The following is a 19,866-nucleotide window of genomic DNA, read 5'->3' as shown; positions in this document are numbered from 1 at the left end:
ACTCGACTGAGACCGTCGACTCGGCGCTGACGACGGTCGACGCGATCCGTACGATCGCGACGCGTTCCACACCGATTATAGCGATTCGCTCGCAACGTCCGGACAGTGACCGACTGGAACCAGTTCAAGGGCGACCGTCGCCACTCGGGCGTCCGACGCGACCTCGAGGGGCCGGACGGCGTCACGGAGCGCTGGACGATCGACCTCGCCGGTCCGGCGGGCTCGCCGGTACTCGACCGAGACACCGTGTTCGTCGGAACGACTCGCGGCAACCTGTACGCCCTCGAGCGCGAAACGGGACGGCGACACTTTACGTTCGAGACGACGGCGGCGACCGCGACCGCGCCGGTCGTCACGCGCGACCGACTGTATCTCGGCACGGACGACGGCACCGTCTCCGCGCTCGATCCCGCGAGGGGTGATCGGTTGTGGGAGGCGACGCTTCCGGGCGCGCTCGCGGGGGCCCTCACCCTCGACGAGGACGAAACGCGACTCTACGCTAGCCACGACGGCGGCGTCTCGGCGCTCGAGGCGACGACGGGCGAGTTCGCCTGGACGCACGAGACCGATTCGGCTGCGGTTGGCGCGCCCGCAGTCGACACCGTTCGCGACCGGGATCAGGCTCAGCCGCGCGGTCGAACGCCGACGGACGAGGAGGCGCTCGACTTGCTCTCACTCGAGGACGCGCGGATGGAGGCAGACGAAAACGGCGGCGACGGCGACCGCGTCTACGTCGGCACCGCCGACGGGACGGTCCGCGCGCTCGCGGCCGAAACCGGCGACGAGCGATGGACGGCGCCGATCTCCGGCTCGGTCGTCGACGGCCCCACGCTCGTCGGGGATCGGCTCTACGTCGCCGACGACACCGGCACGCTCGTCGCCCTCCACACAGACAGCGGCCAGTCGTGGTTCACCTACGAGATTCAGGGCTCGTTTACGTCGTCGCCGACCGTCCTCCCCGACGCCGGCGCCACCTTCGTCGGCGCGGACGACGGCTACCTCCACGTCACCGACACCACCTTCGGCCGCCGCAAACTCCGAGGCTGGGTGTTCTCGAAGAAGGGCGTCGAACTCGACGGGCCGGTCACCTCGAGTCCCGTCGTTGCCGGCGACGTCTGCTGTATCGGCGACGAAACCGGCTCGCTGTACGGCGTCGACGTCTCCGACGACGCCGAGGACTGCGACTTACACTGGTTCCACGACCTCGAGGTCGGCGTTACGGGAACGCCCGCCCTCGGCGAAACCGAACTGTTCGTCGGCACCGAGGACGACCGACTGACCTGTCTCGAGTGGGACGGCGACGACCTGCGCTCGTAACGTTCGGTTCGTTACCATCCGCCGTCGCGTCCGTTTTGTTGCCCCTGTGCCTGACCAACTACTGCGCTGATACCGCCTCGAACAACTGCGCCGTCGCACCTTCTCGGATAAACTCACGGCCCGCTCTGCAATTACCCCCGTCCCCGCTGGCACTTTCACTTTCACTTCCCTGTTAACGAGGGTTTATGGGGGGTCCGGCGAAAGGAGTTGATATGCCAGACGTAGACCTCGAAACCCTCCCCGGCGTTGGCCCGGCTACCGCAGACAAACTCCACGACGCAGGCTTCGACTCCTTCCAGAGCCTCGCCGTCGCCTCGCCCTCGGAACTCTCGAACACGGCGGACGTCGGCGAGTCCACCGCCGGCGACATCGTCCGCGCGGCCCGCGACGCCGCCGACATCGGCGGCTTCGAAACCGGATCGACCGTCCTCGAGCGACGAAACGAGATCGGCAAGCTCTCCTGGCACATCGACGAGGTCGACGACCTGCTCGGCGGCGGCGTCGAAACCCAGTCGATCACCGAAGTCTACGGCGAGTTCGGCGCCGGTAAGTCCCAGGTCACCCACCAGATGGCCGTCAACGTCCAGCTCCCAAAGGAAGTCGGCGGCCTCCACGGCAGTACCATCTTCGTGGACAGCGAGGACACGTTCCGCCCCGAGCGAATCGACGACATGGTCCGCGGCCTGCCGGACGAAGCGATCGACGCGGCCCTCGAGGACCGCGAGATCGAAGGCAGCGCCGCCGACGAGGCCGCCGTCGACGCACTCGTTGAGGACATGCTCGACAAGATCCACGTCGCGAAGGCGTTCAACTCCAACCACCAGATGCTGCTGGCCGAGAAGGCCAAGGAACTGGCCAGCGAGCACGAAGAATCCGAGTATCCGGTTCGCCTGCTCTGTGTCGACTCCCTGACCGCCCACTTCCGCGCCGAGTACGTCGGCCGTGGCGAACTCGCGGACCGACAGCAGAAGCTCAACAAACACCTCCACGACCTCGATAAGGTCGGCAATCTCTACAACGCCGCCGTCATCGTCACGAACCAGGTCGCCTCGAACCCCGACTCGTTCTTCGGCGATCCGACCCAGCCCATCGGTGGCAACATCCTCGGCCACAAATCGACGTTCCGAATCTACCTCCGCAAGTCCAAGGGCGACAAGCGGATCGTTCGCCTCGTCGACGCGCCGAACCTCGCCGACGGCGAGGCCGTCATGCGCGTCCAGGACGAGGGGCTGAAGCCCGAGTAGACCGGCTCCCCGCTCTTTTCGTCCGGTTTCGTTCAGCGCGTTTCGATCGAACCGTCGCCGTCGGCAAGCGCCTCGACCGAGACGGTCACGGTGGAATCGGTATCGATCTCGACGTCGACCGCGTAGCCTGCGTACTGAAACTCGAGTCGTCCGCTTCGCGGCGTGGCGGTTCGGGTCGGTGCGAACAGGACGTCCATCGCTTCGGAATCGATTACGTCCCACAGCGGCGGCAGGGCCAGCAGGTCACAGTCTTCGGCGTCGCTGACGGCAGCGACAACGGTCTGTGTAACGGTCGTTTCGGATCGGGACGCCGACGAACGGGTGTGGACGATCATCGAAATTTCTACGCGAGTCGGTGTCAAATAGCTATCCGTCGTCGTCACGGTGTCTGACCCGTTCCTATCGCCGATAAATCAACTGTCGGGAAAATACAACCGTCGGGACGGCGGCGATCGAAGCGTCGGTTTCAGTCCTCGGTCGACGTCTTCTCCTTGTCGAGTTCGCCCATGTAGATCTCGGCGCCGTCCTGGGCCACCTTCTCGGCCAGCACGGCACACTTGACCCGCATCGGCGAAATGTCGACGCCGAGCATGTCGATGATGTCGTCGCGGTCCATCTCGAGCAGTTCCTCGACGGACGTTCCCGCGAGCTCCGTCGAGAGCATGCTCGCGGAAGCCTGGCTGATCGCACAGCCGTCGCCGGAGAAGGCCACGTGTTCGATCGTCTCCTCGTCCTCGTCGAGTTTGACGTCCATGCGAATCTCGTCGCCACACATCGGGTTCTCGCCGACGTGGGTGAACGTCGGATCCTCGAGTTTCCCGTAGTTACGGGGGTTCTTGTAGTGATCGAGGATCTGCTGTCTGTACATATCCGAGCCCAGTCCCATTGCTACGTACGAATAGACGAGAGCGTTGTAAAAGGGTTCCGGGGCGGCGAACCGACCGCTGCCGTCTGTGGAGACGCCGCGACGGTACTCGTGGGGTGTTCGAGTGGATAAGACGCTTGCTGACACCGCGTGCCGGGTCGCGAACGAACGCCGTGTTTGCGGCTACTCGAGGTCGGACCGTGGAGAACGGTTGTGGTCTGTACCGCTACGTCGACCCCTGGTCGATGGGGGGATTGAGGTAGCAGGCGTCGATGACCACGAGCACGCCGATCGCTGCCGCAACGCCCATCGCTTGCACTATTGACACGCTCAGGACGTATGCCGCGACCAGCGCAACCGCGAACGCGATCGGTACGATCACCAGCAGGAAATCGTACCGGCTGGCCTCGGCGAGAACATCGACCGGGGTCTCGAACGGGTCCCGTTCGGGACGGCCGATGGTGTTCTCCTGCATCGTTCTCACCTCGGCACCGCATCGTACGAGCGCGAGATTGAAAAACCCTAGGTGAGTTTTCTGTTGTTTGTAGTCGCTACTCGCGGCGTGTGCCAACGCGCCGATAGCTCGGGATAGACGTTACCGCTCACCGGTAATTTCCCGATCGAACCGCTCGAGATAGGTGCGGACGAACGTCGCTCGTTCGTCCGCGAGACGCCGCGCGACGTCCGTATACATTCGGTCGGGTAGGTCGAGAATCTTCTTGTGGAGGTGGTTGTACTGCGTTCGCCCGGCGGCCGTCTCGTCCTCGGCGAGCGAAATTTCGGGGTCGTGCATCGGCTGGCCCAGCGCGCCGCCGTGGGCGAACACCCGCGCGATTCCGACCGCGCCGAGCGCGTCGAGGTTGTCCGCGTCGGAGACGAGCTTCGCCTCGAGCGTCTCGGGTTCGATCGCGTTCGAGTAGCGGTGGGCGCGGACGCAGTGTCGGACGCGGTCGATCGTCTCCGGGTCGGCCTCGAGATCCTCGAGGATGCGGCTGGCTTCGTCGGCCCCCCAGGTGGCGTGGTCGTCGATCTCACCGCTGTCTTCCTTTTCGCGTCCGATGTCGTGGAGGACGACGGCGAGAAACACGACCCGATCGTCGATGGCACTCGAGTCGGGGTGGCGGTCGACGAGCGTCTCGGCGAGCGCTTCGACGCGCTGGACGTGGTGCCAGTCGTGGGCCGGCGGAGCGCCCTCGAAGTAGGTGCGGGCGCAGGTGCGAACTGCCTCGAGGTCGAGCATCGGCGTCGTGTTTCGCCACCGGGGGAATAAACGCTCCGTCCGCAGTCGATGTAACTCGAGACATTGCGGCGCGACGGAAGGAACAGACCGGTGTGATCGCGAAGGGAGCGCGAGATCGACGGTCCCGCGCGTCAGCTAAAGAGCTGACGCGCGTCGTCTAGCGCTTCGACCATTGCGTCGACTTCCTCGCGCGTGTTGTAGACGTAGAAGGACGCACGCGTCGACGCCGGCACGCCCAGCTTGTCGTGTAGCGGCTGGGTACAGTGGTCGCCGGCGCGGACAGCGACGGTGTGGTCGTTCATGATCGAGGCGAGGTCGTGGGCGTGGACGCCGTCGACGTTGAAACTCACGAGGCCGCCGCGGTCGGGGCCGGGCTCGGGGCCGTAGATCTCGACGTCGCCCTCGGCTGCGAGTTGTTCGTAGGCGTAGCGCGCGATCTCCTCCTCGTGGGCCTGAATCCGGTCCATGCCGATCTCCTCGAGCCAGTCGATCGCGGCCTCGAGGCCGACGGCCTCCGCGATGGGCGGCGTGCCGGGTTCGAACTTCCAGGGGAGGTCGCCCCACGTCGACTCGTCGAAGGTGACCTTGCGGATCATGCCGCCGCCGTAGAGGTACGGCTCCATCTCCTCGAGGAGTTCCTGCTTGCCGTAGAGGACGCCGATGCCGGTGGGGCCGGCCATCTTGTGCCCCGAGAAGGCGTAGAAGTCGGCGCCGATCTCGCTTACGTCGACCGGGCGGTTCGGCACGGCCTGGGCGCCGTCGATGATGGAGAGCGCGCCGTGTTCGCGGGCGAGGTCGGCCAGTTCGGAGACGGGGTTGACGGTGCCGAGCGTGTTCGAGACGTGGACCGCCGAGACGATGGCTGCGTCGTCGTCGATCAGTTCGCGGGCGTGGTCCATGTCCAGGCGACCGTCGTCGTCGACGCGGATGTACTCGACGTCGGCGCCCGTCTGCTTGGCGACCTGCTGCCAGGTGACCAGCGAGGCGTGGTGTTCCATCTCCGTGAGGACCACGCGGTCGCCGGGCTCGAGTTCGTTCAGTCCCCACGAGTAGGCGATCAAGTTCTCGCTTTCGGTCGTGTTCTTCGTGAAGATGATCTCTTCCCGACCGTCGGCGTTGATGAAGTCGGCGACGCGGTCGTGGGCCTCCTCGTAGGCGATCGACGCCTCCTGGCTCAGGTGGTGGATCCCCCGGTGGACGTTCGAGTTGTATCGGCGGTAGTAGTCGCTCATCGCGTCGACGACCGCATCGGGGGTCTGGGTCGTCGCCGCGTTGTCGAGGTAGACGACCTGCTGGCCGTCGAACTCCCGCTCGAGGATGGGAAACTCGTCGCGGATGGCGGCGACGTCGAGCGGCTCGATGTTCTGTTGACTCATTGCCGAAGAACAGGGACCCCAGACAAAACACTCCTTCGGTCCGGATCTCGAACACGTCAGACTCAGGGTTCGTCAGAAACGCATGGAAAGGGAGAGATCGGTTCGGTGGGTGGTGGGTGGGTGCCTCGGCAGGGTCGCGGTGGGATCGGCCATCTCTGCCCTGCCAATTCCATATACCGGCCCAGCGTCCATATCAATAACCCCAAACTGGTTTGGTAGTCGTGTATGTTCAGCGATCTATACTTGAATCCTTACAGATCGAGTCTCGTCGATATCGGAATGGACGGGCTGGGCGAATCGGCCGACGGCTTCTGAGCGTGAAGCTGCGGCCCGTCTCTTTTATACTCGTTCTGTGTTGAGTTGCCTCAATGGCTGCGATAGAGACGTCCGGACTGACGAAGACGTACGGCGAGTTGACCGCCGTCGACGGACTCAACCTGACGGTGCGGGACGGGGAGGTGTTCGGCTTTCTGGGGCCGAACGGCGCCGGCAAGTCGACGACGATCAACATGCTCCTCGATTTCACCCGGCCGACCGCGGGCTCGGCGACGGTCCTCGGCTACGACGCACAGGCCGAAGCCGACGAGATCAGCCCCCGGGTTGGCGTCCTGCCAGAGGGGTTCGACATCTACCCGCGCCTTTCGGGCCGTCGCCACGTCGAGTTCGCGATCCAGACCAAGGACGCGGCGAACGACCCGGACGCGATCATCGAGCGCGTCGGTCTCTCCGCCGAAGACGCCGCCCGCCCCGCCGGCGACTACTCCAAGGGGATGCGACAGCGACTCGCGACCGGGATGGCGCTGGTCGGCGACCCCGACTTGCTCATCATGGACGAGCCCTCGAGCGGACTCGACCCCCACGGCATCCGCGAGATGCAGGATCTCGTCCGATCGGAGGCCGAACGCGGAACGACGGTCTTCTTCTCGAGTCACATTCTGGAGCACGTCGAGACCGTCTGCGACCGCGTCGGCGTCCTGAACGAGGGCGAACTCGTCGCCGTCGACACCATCGAGGGGCTGCGGGAGTCGGTCGGCGGCGGCGGAACGATGGAACTAACGCTCGCCGACGGCGACGCGGGTCGGTTCCGCGAGAACGCCGCCGCGGTCGCGGGCATCACCGAGGTCGTCGCGACCGGGCGCACCCTCGAGTGTACGGTCACCGATTCGGCGGCGAAAGCCGGCGCCGTGGTCGCCCTCGACGACGCGGGGGCGACCGTCGACGACGTTCGGATCGAGGACGTCTCGCTCGAGACGCTGTTTACGGCGCTGACGAACGGCGACGGCGAGGTCGGGGCGGACACCGCCGGAACGGCGCAATCGGCGGACGCGACGACGGGGGCCGCGGCCGCGAGTTCGGAGGTGAGCGAATGAGCTCCCACATCGGTACCGTCGCGCGAAAGGAGTTCGAAGACGCTGGCCGTTCGAAACTGCTCTGGGCGCTGATCGGCTTGCTCGTCGGCTTCGTCGCCATCGGTTACGTCGGCATCTGGTTTGCGGACGACGAGGCGACCGCGGCCGAGGTACTCACCTTCGTCGGACTTCCGCTGCAGATTATTATCCCCATCGCCGCGCTGATCGCCGGCTACATGGCGGTCGTCGGCGAGCGCCGCTCGGGCAGCATCAAGCTCCTGCTCGGGCTCCCGCCGAACCGGACCGACGTCGTCTTCGGCAAGCTACTGGGACGGATGGCCGTTATCGGGACGGCCGTCGTTCTCGCGTTCCTCGTCTCGCTCGTCCTCGGCGCCGCGCTGTTCGGCTCGGTTCCGTTCGCCGACTGGTTCGGTTTCGCCGCCGTCTCGGTGCTGTTCGGACTGACGTTTACCGGTCTGGCGGTCGGCGTCTCTGCGGGCGTCTCGACGCGCGGCCGGGCGATGGCGGTGGTCGTCGGTATCTACATCCTCCTCGTCGGCCTCTGGGAGCTCGTTACGGCCGGCCCGTACTACCTCATCTACGACGAGGGGCCGCCGGTCGAGGCCGAGACCTGGTATCTCCTCGTCGAACAACTCAACCCGATCGCCGCCTACACGACGCTGATGAACACCGTCGTCGAGGGGCAGATGGACGTTATCATGTTCCGATTCGGCCTCGAGGACTTCGAAGCGATGACGATGACGCCCGCCGAGCGCTACGCGGGCGACGCGCCGTTCTTCCTACAAGACTGGTTTAGCGCCGTCGTCTTGCTTCTCTGGCTGCTTGTCCCCGTCGCGATCGGCTACTATCGGTTCCAGAACGCGGATCTGTAGCGCTCGAGTCCGACCACCGTCCGTCATCGCCACAGGAATCTCAACTCTTCTACCGGTCGATCTCGCTATCTCTCGCCAGACTGTCCCCTCGCTATTCCCACTCAAACTGAGTACCAATGCGCGGCGGCGCGCGCCGGCGACGAGCCCGAGCACCGCGAGGGCGTGTCGAGAACTGTGCGCGAGGGATGAGTGAGCGAGAGCGCGGCGCTATGCGCCGCGCAAATGCGAACGAATCGGTTGGGGAGGACGTGGAAATCCACGTTGCCAGGAATGTCGTTCGATAGATCGCGGTCGTCGAACTGGCCAGCTCTGCTCGGAGAAGAAGTCTCCCCGTTGCAAACGGCGACTGTCTCCGTAGCGTTCCGGTTCGGACTCGAGTGCTGATACCTGCTCGTCAGAACTGCTGCATCCGCAGCAACTGTGCGTGCAGCGTCGAGCCGACCTCGAGGACGTTCGCCTCGTCGATAAAGCCCTCCTCGATGGCGAGTTCGACGGCCTCGGTGCCGACGATGTTGGCGACGCTGGCCCGCGCGAGGCTGTCGACGACGGCCTCGTCCCCGACCGACTCGCCGCCGTAGAACTCCTCGGTGACGGTCAGCGAGATGTCGTCGGTCTCGAAGGTTTCGCCGAGGACGTCCTCGTCGCAGACGGACACGAGCAACCCCTCTTCGGTCTGTCGTTCGGTGACGAGCATGCGTTACTCGAGTCTCCAGTCGTCTCCGTCGCGGTCGGAGGCGCGGCCGGGGTCGGTGACGTCGAACCCGCCCTGTCGACCCTGGCCCTGTTCTCGGCCCTGCCCTCGCGCCTGCTGGCGCTGGGGGGAGACGTCTCGGCCGTCGCCCGCGCGGCCCTCGCCTTGCATCTCGCGGCGCTCTTCCATGACGCGCTGTTCGGCCCGCTCGCGCATCTCGTTTGCCTCCTCGGCGATCTCCTCGGCCTCGTCGTACTCGCCGAGTTCCTCCAGGATCTCGGCCTTTTCCTCGAGAACCCGCGAGTTGCGCATCCCCAGCCGAATCGCGTTGTCGATACAGTGCAGCGCCTCCTCGGCCAGCCCGCGCTCGGAGAGGAAGAAGGCGCGGTTGTACCAGCCCTGCCCGAAGCGCTCGTCGATTTCGACGGCGCGTTCGGCGTGCTCGAGCGCCTGGGCGGTCTCGCCGAACTCCCAGAGCGCGTAGGCGAGGTTCGTCTCGGCGGTGGCGGCGTGCTCGCTGTCGTCGTCGATCGACAGCGCCTCGCGGTGGGCACCGATCGCCTCGTCGTACTCCTCGAGTTCGGCGTGGGCGACGCCCTTGTTCACCCACGCTTCCTGCTCGACGCGCTCGTCGTCGGCGAACTGCGCGACCCGCTCGAAGGCGTCGGTGGCCTGCTCGTAGCGGTTGATCTGCATGTAGTTCAGCCCGACGTCGAGCAGTTCTTCGGCGTCGACGTCCTCGTTGGCGATGCTGTGTTCGTCCAGCGTGTCCGTGACGACCCGCGAATCGACGGGGTCGACCTTCGCGGGGTCGACGTCGAGTTCCGGCGGGTCGAGGTCGAACTCCGCGTAGGGATCGTCGAACCCCTCGCCTTCGGAGAAGTGGTGGCCGCGGTCGCGGTCGCGGTCGGAATCGCCCTCTCGGTCAGTCATTGACGGGAAACTAGCGATGACGACTGTTAAGGGCTGCGACCTCGAGAGTCCGCGGCCGGCCGCGTTCGGCGTCGACTCGCACCCGTACCGCCGACGAGAACTCGACGCGTCGAAACGACTCGACGACCGACCGGCGTCGCCGGTTGCTCTCGACGGGAACGTTTATGAACGCTAACGTAATTCGCTCATCTGGCATGTCCCCGCCACGACGATCCGATCCGACAGCATCGCCCTCCGACGACGCCCCCGCCAGCAACGCCTCCGAGACGGCGACCGACGCGCGATCCGATCCCGTCCTCTCGCGGCGCGGCTTCGTCGCCGCCGGCGGCACCGCGACGCTCGCCTCGCTGGCCGGCTGTGCGTCGCTCGTCGACTTCCTCGCCGATATCGCGCTGCAGGACGTCAACGTCTTCAACGGCTACGAATCGCCGGTTGCCGGGACGATCGAGATCGTCGGTCCCGACGGCGAGACGGTCCTCGAGGAGTCGTTCGACCTCGCGGCCGCGACCGACGATGACGACGAGGCGGACGAGGACGACGAGACGACGGCGTTCTACGACGACGTCTGGACCGACGGCGGCGACTACGAGGTCACCGTCGAACTCGAGGACGATCCCGAAGACGACTCGAGCGACGAGAACGGCGAAACCGACGACGAGGGTGACGACGGCGACGACCCCGATTCGTCCACCGAGGAATCATCGGAGGAGGACGATCCCGAAACCGACAACGACGACGGGTCGCCGACCGACGAGACCATGCTCGGCCCGAGCAACACCGAGACGGTGACGATCGACGACCCCGAGGAGGAACGCCTCGTCGCCGGTCTGGCCCAGGACGGGCCGGCCGAACTGATCAGCTTCCACGTCATCGAGGACTTCAGCGACCTCGAGGACGAGTTCGAGTAATCTGCCTCGAGTCGCGGTTTCGTGATGACAACTCGATTTCGCGTTCTTCTTCGGTGTGAGTGAGCCCCATCGCGCCGACGCGGCCGCAAGTCACCACGATTCATTATCGTCCCGGTGTGACTGCTGGTATGCGACTGTTCGTCAGCGTCGACCTGCCCGACGACCTCGCGGATGCGGTCGACGACTTGCAAGACGAGTTTACCGGCGCGAGCGGACTGAATTTCACCGATCCCAGACAGGCTCACGTCACCCTGAAGTTTCTCGGGGAGGTCGACGAGAGCCGCGTGCCGGACCTCGAGCGCGAACTCGAGGCCGCCGTCGCCGACGCGGCGGTCGAGCCCTTTACCGTTCGCTACGGCGGACTGGGGGTGTTCCCGAGTCTCGACTACATCAGCGTGATCTGGTTCGGCGCCGAGACGGGCGGCGAGGAGCTGACCCGCCTCCACGAGGCCGTCGAAGACCGCACGACGGCGATGGGGTTCGAAGAGGAGTCACACGACTTCACGCCGCACGTGACGCTCGCGCGGATGGAACACGGCGGCGGAAAAGAGCAGGTTCAGGAACTCGTCCGCGAGCGCGATCCGACGATCGGCGAGATGACCGTCGAGGAAATTCACCTGACCGAAAGCGTCCGTACGGATGCGGGCCCGATCTACTCGACGGTCGAATCGTTCTCGCTCGAGTAGTCGTCGTCGCGTCGTCTCACTTCTTCGCCGCCGGTTCCCGTGATCGTTCGTCCCGGTGTCCGTAGCCCCGAAGCGACGGGCGCCTGTCGGTGAGACGGAACATGCAAGGTCGAAATCGATACGGATACTCGATGTAGCGAGTCGCAACGATGACGGCGCCAGCCGTCGGTCTCCCGTGACCTCGGCCCGTCGGCCGTCGCGCACACGCGCTGTCGTCTCCGCGGCAGCGAGCGCGAGCCCCGTCACGCGTCGCGAGCTATTGGTCTCGCTCGGCGGCGCGGGTGCCGTCTCGGGACTCCGAACGAGTCGGTTTCGGGACGACTCGCTCACCGACGGTTCGCGGACGCCCCTCGAGGACGAGACGCTCCGGATCCGCGTCTACCCCGGCCCAGTTCCATTGCACGTCCGCCTTCGGGACGGCCTCGACGCCGACGGCGCCGGCACCCACTGGACGGGGGTCCACGAAGACGCCCTCGAGGCCGTCTCCGACGCCGTAGCGCAGATTTTGTCGTACGCTCGCGAGCGCTCGCGATTCGAGGATCTCGAATGGCAGGTCGAGCGCGGCGAGTCGGTCCGCCTTCCGTTGTCGGCCGTCTCGCGGCCGACCGAAACCGTTTCGCCGTCGCTCGAGACCGTCCTCGAGGGGTTTCGCGACCGACTCGCGGAGCGGAACGCACTCGCGCCGACCTCGCGGGACGCGACCGCGACCGCAACCTGCCACCTGCTGCTCTCCTGGGCGCCGTTCAACCACCGACTCGGCTACGGCGGCACGCTGTCGCCGACCGCGAGAGTCGGCGCCGACGGCGGCGACGGCGACGGGAGTACGCCGGACGCGCTGACGGTCGCGAACGTCGGTGCCACCGAGCGGTGGGATTCGCGGCCGGTCACTCGAAATATGGCGATCCACGAGGTGCTCCACACGCTCGTCTCGAGCGACGTCGCCGAGGACATCGGCGGCACGCGGTGCGACCACGACCTCGGCACTGCGACGCGAGTCGACGACGCGACGGTGCGGGTCTCGCCGATCGCGACCGCCTACGCCGGCCCGGACGAGTTCGGCGGCGGGACCAGATTCCACGGCACCGGCTGTTACGACCACGAGGAGTTCCACCGCCACGACGGCCTCGAGGGCGTCGCGGAGTGGGAGTACACGACCGAACTGAGCGACGCGACGCTCGAGGCCACGACGCGGTATCTCGAGACGATCGGCTACTCGTGACCGACGAACCCGGACCGGACTCGGACCGCGTGCGTGCGGGAGCGCCGGCGTCGGTCGCTCTCGGTCGCGAGATGGACAAGATTTTAAGCCACCGCGGGCTACGGACGGGTACTATGGGTAAGAAAACGAAGGGCAAGAAGAAGCGACTTGCCAAACTCGAGAACCAGAACAGCCGCGTTCCGGCCTGGGTCATGATGAAGACCGACATGGAAGTCCAGCGGAATCCGAAGCGACGAAACTGGCGGCGCAACGACACTGACGAGTAATCATGAGCGCGAGTGATTTCGAAGAACGCGTCGTTACCGTTCCGCTTCGAGACGTCAAGAAGGGGGCCAACCACGAGGCCGCGGATCTCGCAATGCGACTCGTCCGCGAGCACCTCGCGAAACACTTCGCGGTCGACGAAGAGGCCATCCGTCTGGATCCCTCGATCAACGAGGAGATCTGGTCGAACGGCCGATCGAACCCGCCGCGAAAGCTTCGCGTCCGTGCGGCCCGCTTCGACGAAGAAGGCGAGGCCGTCGTCGAGGCCGAGGTCGCCGACTAAACTTGCAACGGCTCGCCTTCGCCGGGTCGGCCTACGTCGGCGTCTTCGCCCGCGCGACCGACTCGTGCGTACTCGTCCGCCCGGACGTCGACGACGACGTGGTTGCCGACCTGACAGACGAACTCGAGGTGCCCGCCGTCCAGACGACCATCGGCGGCTCCTCGACGGTCGGTGCGCTAGCGACGGGTAACGAAAACGGACTGCTCGTCAGCGCTCGCGTTCTCGAGTACGAACGCGAGACGCTCGAGGCGGAAGTCGACGTCCCCGTCGCGGAACTGCCCGGAAACGTCAACGCCGCCGGCAACGTCGTGCTGGCCAACGACTACGGCGCCTACGTCCACCCCGATCTGACGCGCGAAGCGATCCAGATCGTCAAGGAGACGCTCGACGTCCCCGTCGAGCGCGGCGACCTCGCCGGCGTTCGGACCGTCGGGACCGCCGCGGTCGCGACCAACTCCGGCGTGCTCTGTCACCCGAAGGCGACCGACGAGGAACTCGACTTCCTCGAGGAGAGTCTGGACGTCCGCGCCGACGTCGGCACCGTCAACTACGGCGCGCCGCTGGTCGGCTCGGGGCTGCTCGCCAACGAAGCCGGCTACGTCGTCGGCGAGGACACGACCGGACCGGAACTGGGACGGATCGAGGACGCGCTCGGCTACCTCGACTGAGCACGTACCGGCCGGCACCGCGGTTCTCGAGTCGTTCTCGTTCGTTTCGAGCCGCTCTTTCTGTCGCCGTCGCCTCTCGAGTAGCGATTCCGCCGGTCTACCCCAGATGACCGTCGCCGCATCAACGCCGTCAGTTACTACCCCACCGACCGGCCCCGCTTACGCCTGCGGTCTAATGAGGAGTTTGCCGACGTGTTCTCGCTCGTCCATCGCCCGGACCGCCCGAGTCGCCTCCGCGATCGGGTACTCGTCGGCGAGTACCGGCTCGAGTCGACCGTCCGCGGCGAACGAAACCAGTCGCTCGAGGTCGGGCTGGGTGCCGAGCGTGCTCCCCAGGATACGCTTGTGTCCGAAGTAGAGGTCTCGCGCGTCGATTTCGGGGTACCGACCGGCGGTTCGACCGCACACGACCATCGCTCCGTTCGTCCGGAGGACGTCGGCGCCGAGGCGCGTGTAGGGGCCGCCGAGGTGGTTGATCGTCACGTCGACGTCGCCGATCTCCTCGACCGCGTCGCGAATCTCGTCGGGGTCGCTCGAGTGTATCGCGTGATCCAGCCCCGCGGCCGCGACGCGTTCGAGTTTCGTCGCCGACCGCGAGGTTCCGACCGTTTCGGCGCCGAGCAGCGACGCGAGCTGTACCGCGGCGATGCCGACGCCCCCGGTCGCGCCGGGGACGAACACGCGGTCGCCCGCGGCCGTCTCCCCCCGTTTGAGCATTCGGTACGCGGTCGTGTAGGCGATCGGGAGCGCCGCCGCGTCGGCGACGTCGACCGAATCGGGAAGCCGAACGAGTCGACTCGCGTCGACGAGGGCCCGCTCGGCGAACGCGCCGTCGTAGCTGCTGTACGCCTCGCACATGTTCTCCGGCCCCTCGCGACAGAACCGACACGTCCCGCAGCTCTCGAGCGGACAGAGGACGACCCGATCGCCGTCGCCGACTCTCGAGACGTCCGGTCCGGTCTCGACGACGGTGCCGGCCAGATCGCCGCCCGGAACGAACGGCAAGTCGTCGCGCTCGAGTCGGTCGTCTCTGATCGTCCAGAGATCGCGGTGATTGAGCGCCGCCGCCTCGACGCGGACGACGGCTTGCCCGCTGGCGGGCGTCGGATCGGATCGGTCGAGTATCTCGAGGTCGGTGGAATCGTCGGTGGTGAACGCCGCGACGCGCATACGAGCGCTGTCGCAGCCCAGCGTGTTAGGTATTCCCACTCCTTCGCTCTCGAGGGACCGTGCGCTACCGCGGCTCGAACCGATGACGGACGACCTCGCTCTCGTCGTCCCACTCGAAATTGTCGTGGGCGCGCTCGAGTAGGCCGCGATAGGCCTCGAGGTCGTCCATTCCCTCTGCCCGCGCGTCCTCGTCGGTGAGATCGCCGAGCGTTCGTTCGGTGACGTCGGTCACCTCGAAGGTGGTGTCCTCGACGGCGAACGTATCGCCCTCGTCGGCGTACTGGTGGCCCCGGTGGATCTGGGTGATGTCGCCCTCGAGGGCCTGCGTTCGCATTCGCTCGCTCGGTAACAGGTCGGCGGGATCGCGCTCGCTCATGGTCGTCGGTTCGTCGTCGATCCGGATACCGTTTGCCACCTCGTCGGGGCACCGTCGAAATTGCGCGGCCCACGTGGCGGTGTCTCTCGTCCCTGCTCTCCCGGGATCATGTCACCAAGAGTTATGTTCTGGTAGATACACCTATCGCACACGAATGGCCCTCCAATCCATACTCGCTCGGTTCAAGACCGGGTTCGCAATCGCCAAGGCATCGCTCGGCGTGCTCCGCCGCGAAAAGTGGCTGCTGGCGTTCCCGCTGCTGTACGGGCTCGCGCTCGTCGTCGGGATGGGCGTCCTCATCGTCGGCGTCGCCGCCGCTCTGCTGGGGACGACGTTCGGCCTGGCCGCCCTCGATCAGGTCGCCGGCCTCGCCGACGGCACCGGCGAGACGACATTTACGGTGCTCGGTCTCGTCGTGTCGTTTCTCGGGATGTTCGCCGCGACGTCCATCGCGACGTTCTTCAGCGCCGCGTTAGTCTACTCCGTCGGCGAACTGTTCGCCGGCGAGCAGACGAGCCTCCGAAGCGGACTCGCTGGTGCCTGGCGGGCCAAACGGACGATCCTCGCCTGGGGCGTCGTCGGCGCCGTCGTCGGGATGATCTTCCGCGCCCTCGAGAGTCAGGACGGCTGGGGCGCCCAGCTCGTCCGGATGATCACCGGCGCCGCCTGGTTCATGATGACGTTCTTCATCGTTCCCGTCATCGTCTTCCAGGAGGGCGGCGTTCGACAGTCGCTTCGTGAGAGCATCACCACCTTCCGCGAGACCTGGGGCGAGACCGGCGGCGTCACGCTCGGGATCGGTCTCGTGATCCTACCGTTGATCCTTCTGACGCTCGCGGCCGGCATCGGCGCGCCCCTCCTCCTGGCCGCGGATCCGGCGTCGGTGATCGTCTACACGATCGCCCCCACGCTGCTCGTCGTCGGCGCGTTGCTCGTAATCCAGAACGCCGCCGTCGCGATCGCGAAGACCGCGCTGTACAAGTACGCGACCGACGGCGACCTTCCCGAGGAGTTCGACGGGATCGACCCGGACGCGATCACGAAATCGAAGCGCTCCTCGAGTGCGGCGATGGGCGGGACGACCGGCCGGAAGCCGGGCCAGATCTGAGACGGCCGCCGATCGACCCGAATCGATCGCCGTCGCGGCCTCGCTGGCCTCGAGAGAAAGGAACATTCTTCCGACTGCCTGCCGGAGTGGTAGCCATGAGTCAGTTTACGGTCACCGGCCGGTTTCAGGCCCGCGACGGTCAGGCGGAGTTCGAAACCACGGTCGATGCCGAAAACGAGGACGTCGCCCGTGAATACGTCCTTTCTCGACTCGGCAGTCAACACGGGCTCAAGCGGACGCAGATCGAACTCGAGGAGGTCACCCAATGAGTCAACAACAGCTACAGCAGTTGTCCCAGGAGCTACAGGAGATCGAAGAACAGATCGAAGCCTTGAACGAGAACGTCGAGGCCATCCAGCAGCAGAAAACCGAGACCGACGAGGCCATCGAGGCGCTCGACAGTCTCGACACCGACTCGACGGTGCAGGTGCCGATCGGCGGCGGCGCCTACCTCCGTGCGAGCATCGAGGACATCGACGAAGTGATCGTCGAACTCGGCGCCGACTACGCCGCGGAACTCGAGGAAGACGACGCCGTCGACACCCTGGAGAGCAAAAAGGAGAACCTCGACGACCGCATCGACGAGGTTAACTCGGAGATCGCCGAACTCGAGACCGAGAGCAGCGAGCTCGAACAGCAGGCACAGCAGCTCCAGCAGCAGGCGATGCAACAGCAGATGCAGCAGATGGGGCAGGGCCAGCCTGACGCCGACGAGTAACGGCGACCACCACGTCTACCATGTTTGACAACCTGAAGAAGAAACTCGGGAGCTTCCGGAAAGACGCCGAAGAGGCCGCCGAGGAGAACGTCGAGGCGGTCGAGGACGAGGAACTCGACGATGCAGACGCCGAGGTGGCCGATGCGTCGGCGGACGTCGCCGAATCCGACGCAGACTCCGAATTCGAATCCGACTCCGAACCGGAGCCCGAACCCGACGCCGACAGCGAGGCGGAGTCGGTACCGGAGGCGTCGGCCGACGCCGACGGGACGGACGCGGCGTCCGCACCGACGCCGGAAGCCCCAGATACCACCGGTAAAACGGCCGCCAGCGGCGCCGACGACGAACCCGCCGAAGGCGGACTCGAGGCCGGGACGACAGCGCCGACCGAGAGCGAGCGTGGTACTGAACCCGAGGCGGAAACGGCTGCGGCGGAGCCGGAATCGGAAACCAAGTCCGAGCCCGATACTGAACCCGAGCCCGAACCAGAAGCCGCCGACAGCGGCGGGCTCGACCTCGAGGGGATGATCGAGCGCGAGAAGGCCGCCGAAGCGACAGCGTCCGAAACGGCGGAATCGGCGGCCGACGCTCCGGCGGACGAGACGGCCGAAGCGCCCGAAGCCGATACCGACGACGAAGCCGGTACCGGCATCGGGACCAAAGCTCGCTCGCTCGTCAAAGGGAAGTTCGTCATCGAGGAGGAAGACCTCGAGGGGCCGCTCCACGAACTCGAGATGGCGTTGCTCTCGAGCGACGTCGAGATGGGCGTCGCTGAGGAGATCCTCGACAACATCCGCGACGAACTGGTCGGCGAGACGCGGACCTTCACGACCTCGACGGGCGAGGTCGTCGAGGACGCGCTGGCCGACGCGATCTACGACGTGATCAGCGTCGGGCAGTTCGACTTCGACGAGCGCATCGCCGAGGCGGAGAAACCGGTGACGATCGTCTTCACCGGCGTCAACGGCGTCGGAAAGACCACTTCGATCGCCAAACTGAGCCGCTACTTCGAGGAGCGGGGCTACTCGTCGGTGATGGCAAACGGCGACACCTACCGTGCGGGTGCCAACGAGCAGATCGAAGAGCACGCCGAGGCCCTCGATACGAAGCTCATCACCCACGAACAGGGTGGCGACCCCGCTGCGGTGCTCTACGACGGGGTCGAGTACGCCGAAGCCAACGACATCGATATCGTCCTCGGCGACACCGCCGGTCGCCTCCACACCGACGAGGGGCTGATGGACCAACTCGAGAAGATCGATCGCGTCGTCGATCCGGATATGACGCTGTTCGTCGACGAAGCCGTAGCCGGCCAGGACGCCGTCAACCGGGCTCGCGAGTTCAACGACGCCGCCGAAACCGACGGCGCGATCCTGACGAAAGCCGACGCCGACTCCAACGGCGGCGCGGCGATCTCGATTGCCCACGTTACCGGGAAGCCGATCCTCTTCCTCGGCGTCGGCCAGGGGTACGACGACATCGAACCGTTCGACCCAGACGAGATGGTCGATCGACTGCTCAGGTCGAACGAGGAGTAACGCGGTTCGGTTTTTTCGCGACCGCGAGTCCGATCACTGTCGGACGACTCGACGAAAGCGCCGCGGCTCGATTCCTGACCGCATTCTGCGGTTTAACGCTGACCTGTCGGCGATCGAATACGAAAAGTACATATAATCAATCTCTGACATTACGGTATGCGCGAACCTCGTTCTCGTCGCACCCTCCTCGCGTCGGCGCTTCCGGTTTCGATTGCGCTTGCTGGTTGTTTCGAATTCACGAGCTCCGACGAGACGACCGCAGATACCGTCTCGCCGGACGAGTACGACTGCGACGATGTCGAACGCCCGGAACCGTCTCCGTCCGACGACGACGCGGCCCTCGAGCCGGCGTCGTACCCCGAACGACTGGCATCGCTCTCCGACGACGCGGTCGAGTTCGTCGAGGAATTCGAAGCGGCGTATCGGCGCAACGGTTACATAGCAGAGTACGGCTCCGAGACCCGCGAGTTCGAGTTCCAGCTCGACGACCGAGAGTCGGAACTGATCGACGACGACGAGGAAACTGACCGCGAGGCCGTCCTCGTCTCGATCACGTACGAACTGACGACCCAGCTTCGACAGGCCTCTCCGCGTTCAAACCGACTCGCCCGAGTCACCTACTACGTCGACGAGAATATCGTTCTTCGGGCACGGTACGACGGATTTGCGGACGAGGCCGAACTCGATCCCGACCCTCGACAGCGTGGCGAGCCGGTCGCCTGTTTCGACTGAGTGGGTCACACTCGACGTCGATCACTGTTCGGTACCGGCTATCCTTTCTGCTATCGACGACGCCTGGCGGCCGACCGAACTGTGTTGTCCCGTTTTTCGGCATCACTGAGACTGTCTCACAGACCACTCGAGCGAACCACCGTTAAAATGCGGGGCTATTTGCCGGATCGAACGACCGTCGTCACGATTCGCCCCATTGCCGGGTGGTTTACGAATGGGACGTGTCGACCTGACAACCATGGTCTTTCGTGACGGTACGGCCACGTCGGACGACAGCGCCGCTCGCCG

24 protein-coding genes are annotated in these 19,866 nt (G+C 65.8%); 15 read left to right on the top strand and 9 right to left on the bottom strand.

Annotated elements, in window-relative coordinates; genetic code table 11:
• Positions 1–105: 105 nt before the first annotated feature.
• Together C493_RS10475 and radA are read left to right on the top strand one after the other, a co-directional pair.
• The gene (locus C493_RS10475) at positions 106–1,317 is read left to right on the top strand and encodes an outer membrane protein assembly factor BamB family protein (RefSeq protein WP_007259401.1); all 1,212 of its coding nucleotides are present in this window, start codon (positions 106–108) and stop codon (positions 1,315–1,317) included.
• Positions 1,318–1,529: 212 nt separating this feature from the next.
• Entirely contained in the window at positions 1,530–2,561 is a 1,032-nt protein-coding gene (radA, locus tag C493_RS10470; RefSeq protein ID WP_007259400.1) for a DNA repair and recombination protein RadA, read from the top strand.
• Positions 2,562–2,593: 32 nt separating this feature from the next.
• Here the strand turns inward: radA and C493_RS10465 are convergent, their stop codons facing one another.
• From C493_RS10465 to C493_RS10445, 5 genes are all read right to left on the bottom strand, one after another.
• Positions 2,594–2,896 (bottom strand): HalOD1 output domain-containing protein, encoded by a 303-nt coding sequence (locus C493_RS10465; protein ID WP_007259399.1) that lies wholly within the window; start codon positions 2,894–2,896, stop codon positions 2,594–2,596.
• A gap of 131 nt (positions 2,897–3,027) precedes the next feature.
• Positions 3,028–3,447 carry a Fe-S cluster assembly sulfur transfer protein SufU gene (gene sufU / locus C493_RS10460; RefSeq protein WP_007259398.1) on the bottom strand — a complete coding sequence of 140 codons (420 nt, stop codon included), beginning with the start codon at positions 3,445–3,447 and terminating at the stop codon, positions 3,028–3,030.
• A gap of 205 nt (positions 3,448–3,652) precedes the next feature.
• Positions 3,653–3,901: a hypothetical protein gene (locus C493_RS10455; protein WP_007259397.1), complete on the bottom strand. Its 249-nt coding sequence runs from the start codon at positions 3,899–3,901 to the stop codon at positions 3,653–3,655.
• Between the two features lie 120 nt (positions 3,902–4,021).
• Positions 4,022–4,666 carry an HD domain-containing protein gene (locus C493_RS10450; RefSeq protein WP_007259396.1) on the bottom strand — a complete coding sequence of 215 codons (645 nt, stop codon included), beginning with the start codon at positions 4,664–4,666 and terminating at the stop codon, positions 4,022–4,024.
• 131 nt (positions 4,667–4,797) lie between these two features.
• Entirely contained in the window at positions 4,798–6,042 is a 1,245-nt protein-coding gene (locus tag C493_RS10445) for an aminotransferase class V-fold PLP-dependent enzyme (protein ID WP_007259395.1), read from the bottom strand.
• Positions 6,043–6,410: 368 nt separating this feature from the next.
• On the opposite strand from C493_RS10445, the gene C493_RS10440 reads away from it, so the two are divergent.
• Positions 6,411–7,412: an ABC transporter ATP-binding protein gene (locus tag C493_RS10440; protein WP_007259394.1), complete on the top strand. Its 1,002-nt coding sequence runs from the start codon at positions 6,411–6,413 to the stop codon at positions 7,410–7,412.
• Positions 7,409–8,284, top strand: a complete 876-nt coding sequence (locus C493_RS10435; RefSeq protein WP_007259393.1) for an ABC transporter permease subunit — start codon at positions 7,409–7,411, stop codon at positions 8,282–8,284. Before C493_RS10440 ends, C493_RS10435 begins: the two co-directional genes overlap by 4 nt.
• Before the next feature lie 394 nt (positions 8,285–8,678).
• On the opposite strand, the gene C493_RS10430 is transcribed toward C493_RS10435, so the two are convergent.
• Both C493_RS10430 and C493_RS10425 read right to left on the bottom strand, forming a co-directional pair.
• The gene (locus C493_RS10430) at positions 8,679–8,978 is read right to left on the bottom strand and encodes a DUF424 domain-containing protein (protein WP_007259392.1); all 300 of its coding nucleotides are present in this window, start codon (positions 8,976–8,978) and stop codon (positions 8,679–8,681) included.
• Between the two features lie 3 nt (positions 8,979–8,981).
• Positions 8,982–9,908, bottom strand: coding sequence for a tetratricopeptide repeat protein (locus tag C493_RS10425; protein WP_007259391.1), 927 nt, complete (start codon positions 9,906–9,908; stop codon positions 8,982–8,984).
• A gap of 194 nt (positions 9,909–10,102) precedes the next feature.
• Between C493_RS10425 and C493_RS10420 the strand changes: the two genes are divergently transcribed.
• From C493_RS10420 to C493_RS10395, 6 genes are all read left to right on the top strand, one after another.
• Positions 10,103–10,816, top strand: a complete 714-nt coding sequence (locus C493_RS10420) for a hypothetical protein (protein ID WP_007259390.1) — start codon at positions 10,103–10,105, stop codon at positions 10,814–10,816.
• A gap of 128 nt (positions 10,817–10,944) precedes the next feature.
• Positions 10,945–11,502, top strand: coding sequence for an RNA 2',3'-cyclic phosphodiesterase (thpR, locus tag C493_RS10415; protein WP_007259389.1), 558 nt, complete (start codon positions 10,945–10,947; stop codon positions 11,500–11,502).
• 259 nt (positions 11,503–11,761) lie between these two features.
• Entirely contained in the window at positions 11,762–12,721 is a 960-nt protein-coding gene (locus C493_RS10410; RefSeq protein WP_007259388.1) for a hypothetical protein, read from the top strand.
• Positions 12,722–12,834: 113 nt separating this feature from the next.
• On the top strand, positions 12,835–12,987 hold the full coding sequence (locus tag C493_RS10405; protein WP_006092547.1) for a 50S ribosomal protein L39e: 153 nt from the start codon (positions 12,835–12,837) through the stop codon (positions 12,985–12,987).
• Between the two features lie 2 nt (positions 12,988–12,989).
• The gene (locus C493_RS10400) at positions 12,990–13,268 is read left to right on the top strand and encodes a 50S ribosomal protein L31e (protein WP_007259387.1); all 279 of its coding nucleotides are present in this window, start codon (positions 12,990–12,992) and stop codon (positions 13,266–13,268) included.
• 2 nt (positions 13,269–13,270) lie between these two features.
• The gene (locus tag C493_RS10395; RefSeq protein ID WP_007259386.1) at positions 13,271–13,936 is read left to right on the top strand and encodes a translation initiation factor IF-6; all 666 of its coding nucleotides are present in this window, start codon (positions 13,271–13,273) and stop codon (positions 13,934–13,936) included.
• Between the two features lie 159 nt (positions 13,937–14,095).
• On the opposite strand, the gene C493_RS10390 is transcribed toward C493_RS10395, so the two are convergent.
• Together C493_RS10390 and C493_RS10385 are read right to left on the bottom strand one after the other, a co-directional pair.
• Positions 14,096–15,106 carry an alcohol dehydrogenase catalytic domain-containing protein gene (locus C493_RS10390; RefSeq protein ID WP_007259385.1) on the bottom strand — a complete coding sequence of 337 codons (1,011 nt, stop codon included), beginning with the start codon at positions 15,104–15,106 and terminating at the stop codon, positions 14,096–14,098.
• Positions 15,107–15,170: 64 nt separating this feature from the next.
• Positions 15,171–15,482 carry an ASCH domain-containing protein gene (locus C493_RS10385; protein ID WP_007259384.1) on the bottom strand — a complete coding sequence of 104 codons (312 nt, stop codon included), beginning with the start codon at positions 15,480–15,482 and terminating at the stop codon, positions 15,171–15,173.
• Between the two features lie 154 nt (positions 15,483–15,636).
• Here C493_RS10385 and C493_RS10380 point away from each other — a divergent pair, with 154 nt between their 5' ends.
• From C493_RS10380 to C493_RS10360, 5 genes are all read left to right on the top strand, one after another.
• Positions 15,637–16,590 (top strand): DUF6159 family protein, encoded by a 954-nt coding sequence (locus tag C493_RS10380; RefSeq protein WP_007259383.1) that lies wholly within the window; start codon positions 15,637–15,639, stop codon positions 16,588–16,590.
• A 95-nt stretch (positions 16,591–16,685) separates the two neighbouring features.
• Positions 16,686–16,859, top strand: a complete 174-nt coding sequence (rpl18a, locus tag C493_RS10375; RefSeq protein WP_007259382.1) for a 50S ribosomal protein L18Ae — start codon at positions 16,686–16,688, stop codon at positions 16,857–16,859.
• A complete protein-coding gene (gene pfdA, locus C493_RS10370) occupies positions 16,856–17,308 on the top strand; it encodes a prefoldin subunit alpha (RefSeq protein WP_007259381.1) in 453 nt (150 codons plus the stop codon). The genes rpl18a and pfdA overlap by 4 nt, the downstream gene beginning before the upstream one ends.
• Before the next feature lie 20 nt (positions 17,309–17,328).
• A complete protein-coding gene (gene ftsY / locus C493_RS10365; protein WP_007259380.1) occupies positions 17,329–18,846 on the top strand; it encodes a signal recognition particle-docking protein FtsY in 1,518 nt (505 codons plus the stop codon).
• 156 nt (positions 18,847–19,002) lie between these two features.
• Positions 19,003–19,578 (top strand): hypothetical protein, encoded by a 576-nt coding sequence (locus C493_RS10360; protein ID WP_007259379.1) that lies wholly within the window; start codon positions 19,003–19,005, stop codon positions 19,576–19,578.
• The last annotated feature ends 288 nt before the right edge of the window (positions 19,579–19,866 follow it).

Origin of the sequence: Natronolimnohabitans innermongolicus JCM 12255, assembly GCF_000337215.1 — an archaeon.
Taxonomy (GTDB): domain Archaea; phylum Halobacteriota; class Halobacteria; order Halobacteriales; family Natrialbaceae; genus Natronolimnohabitans; species Natronolimnohabitans innermongolicus.
The sequence above is the reverse complement of the archived record's forward strand: the minus strand, read 5'-3'. Positions and strand labels throughout refer to the sequence as shown.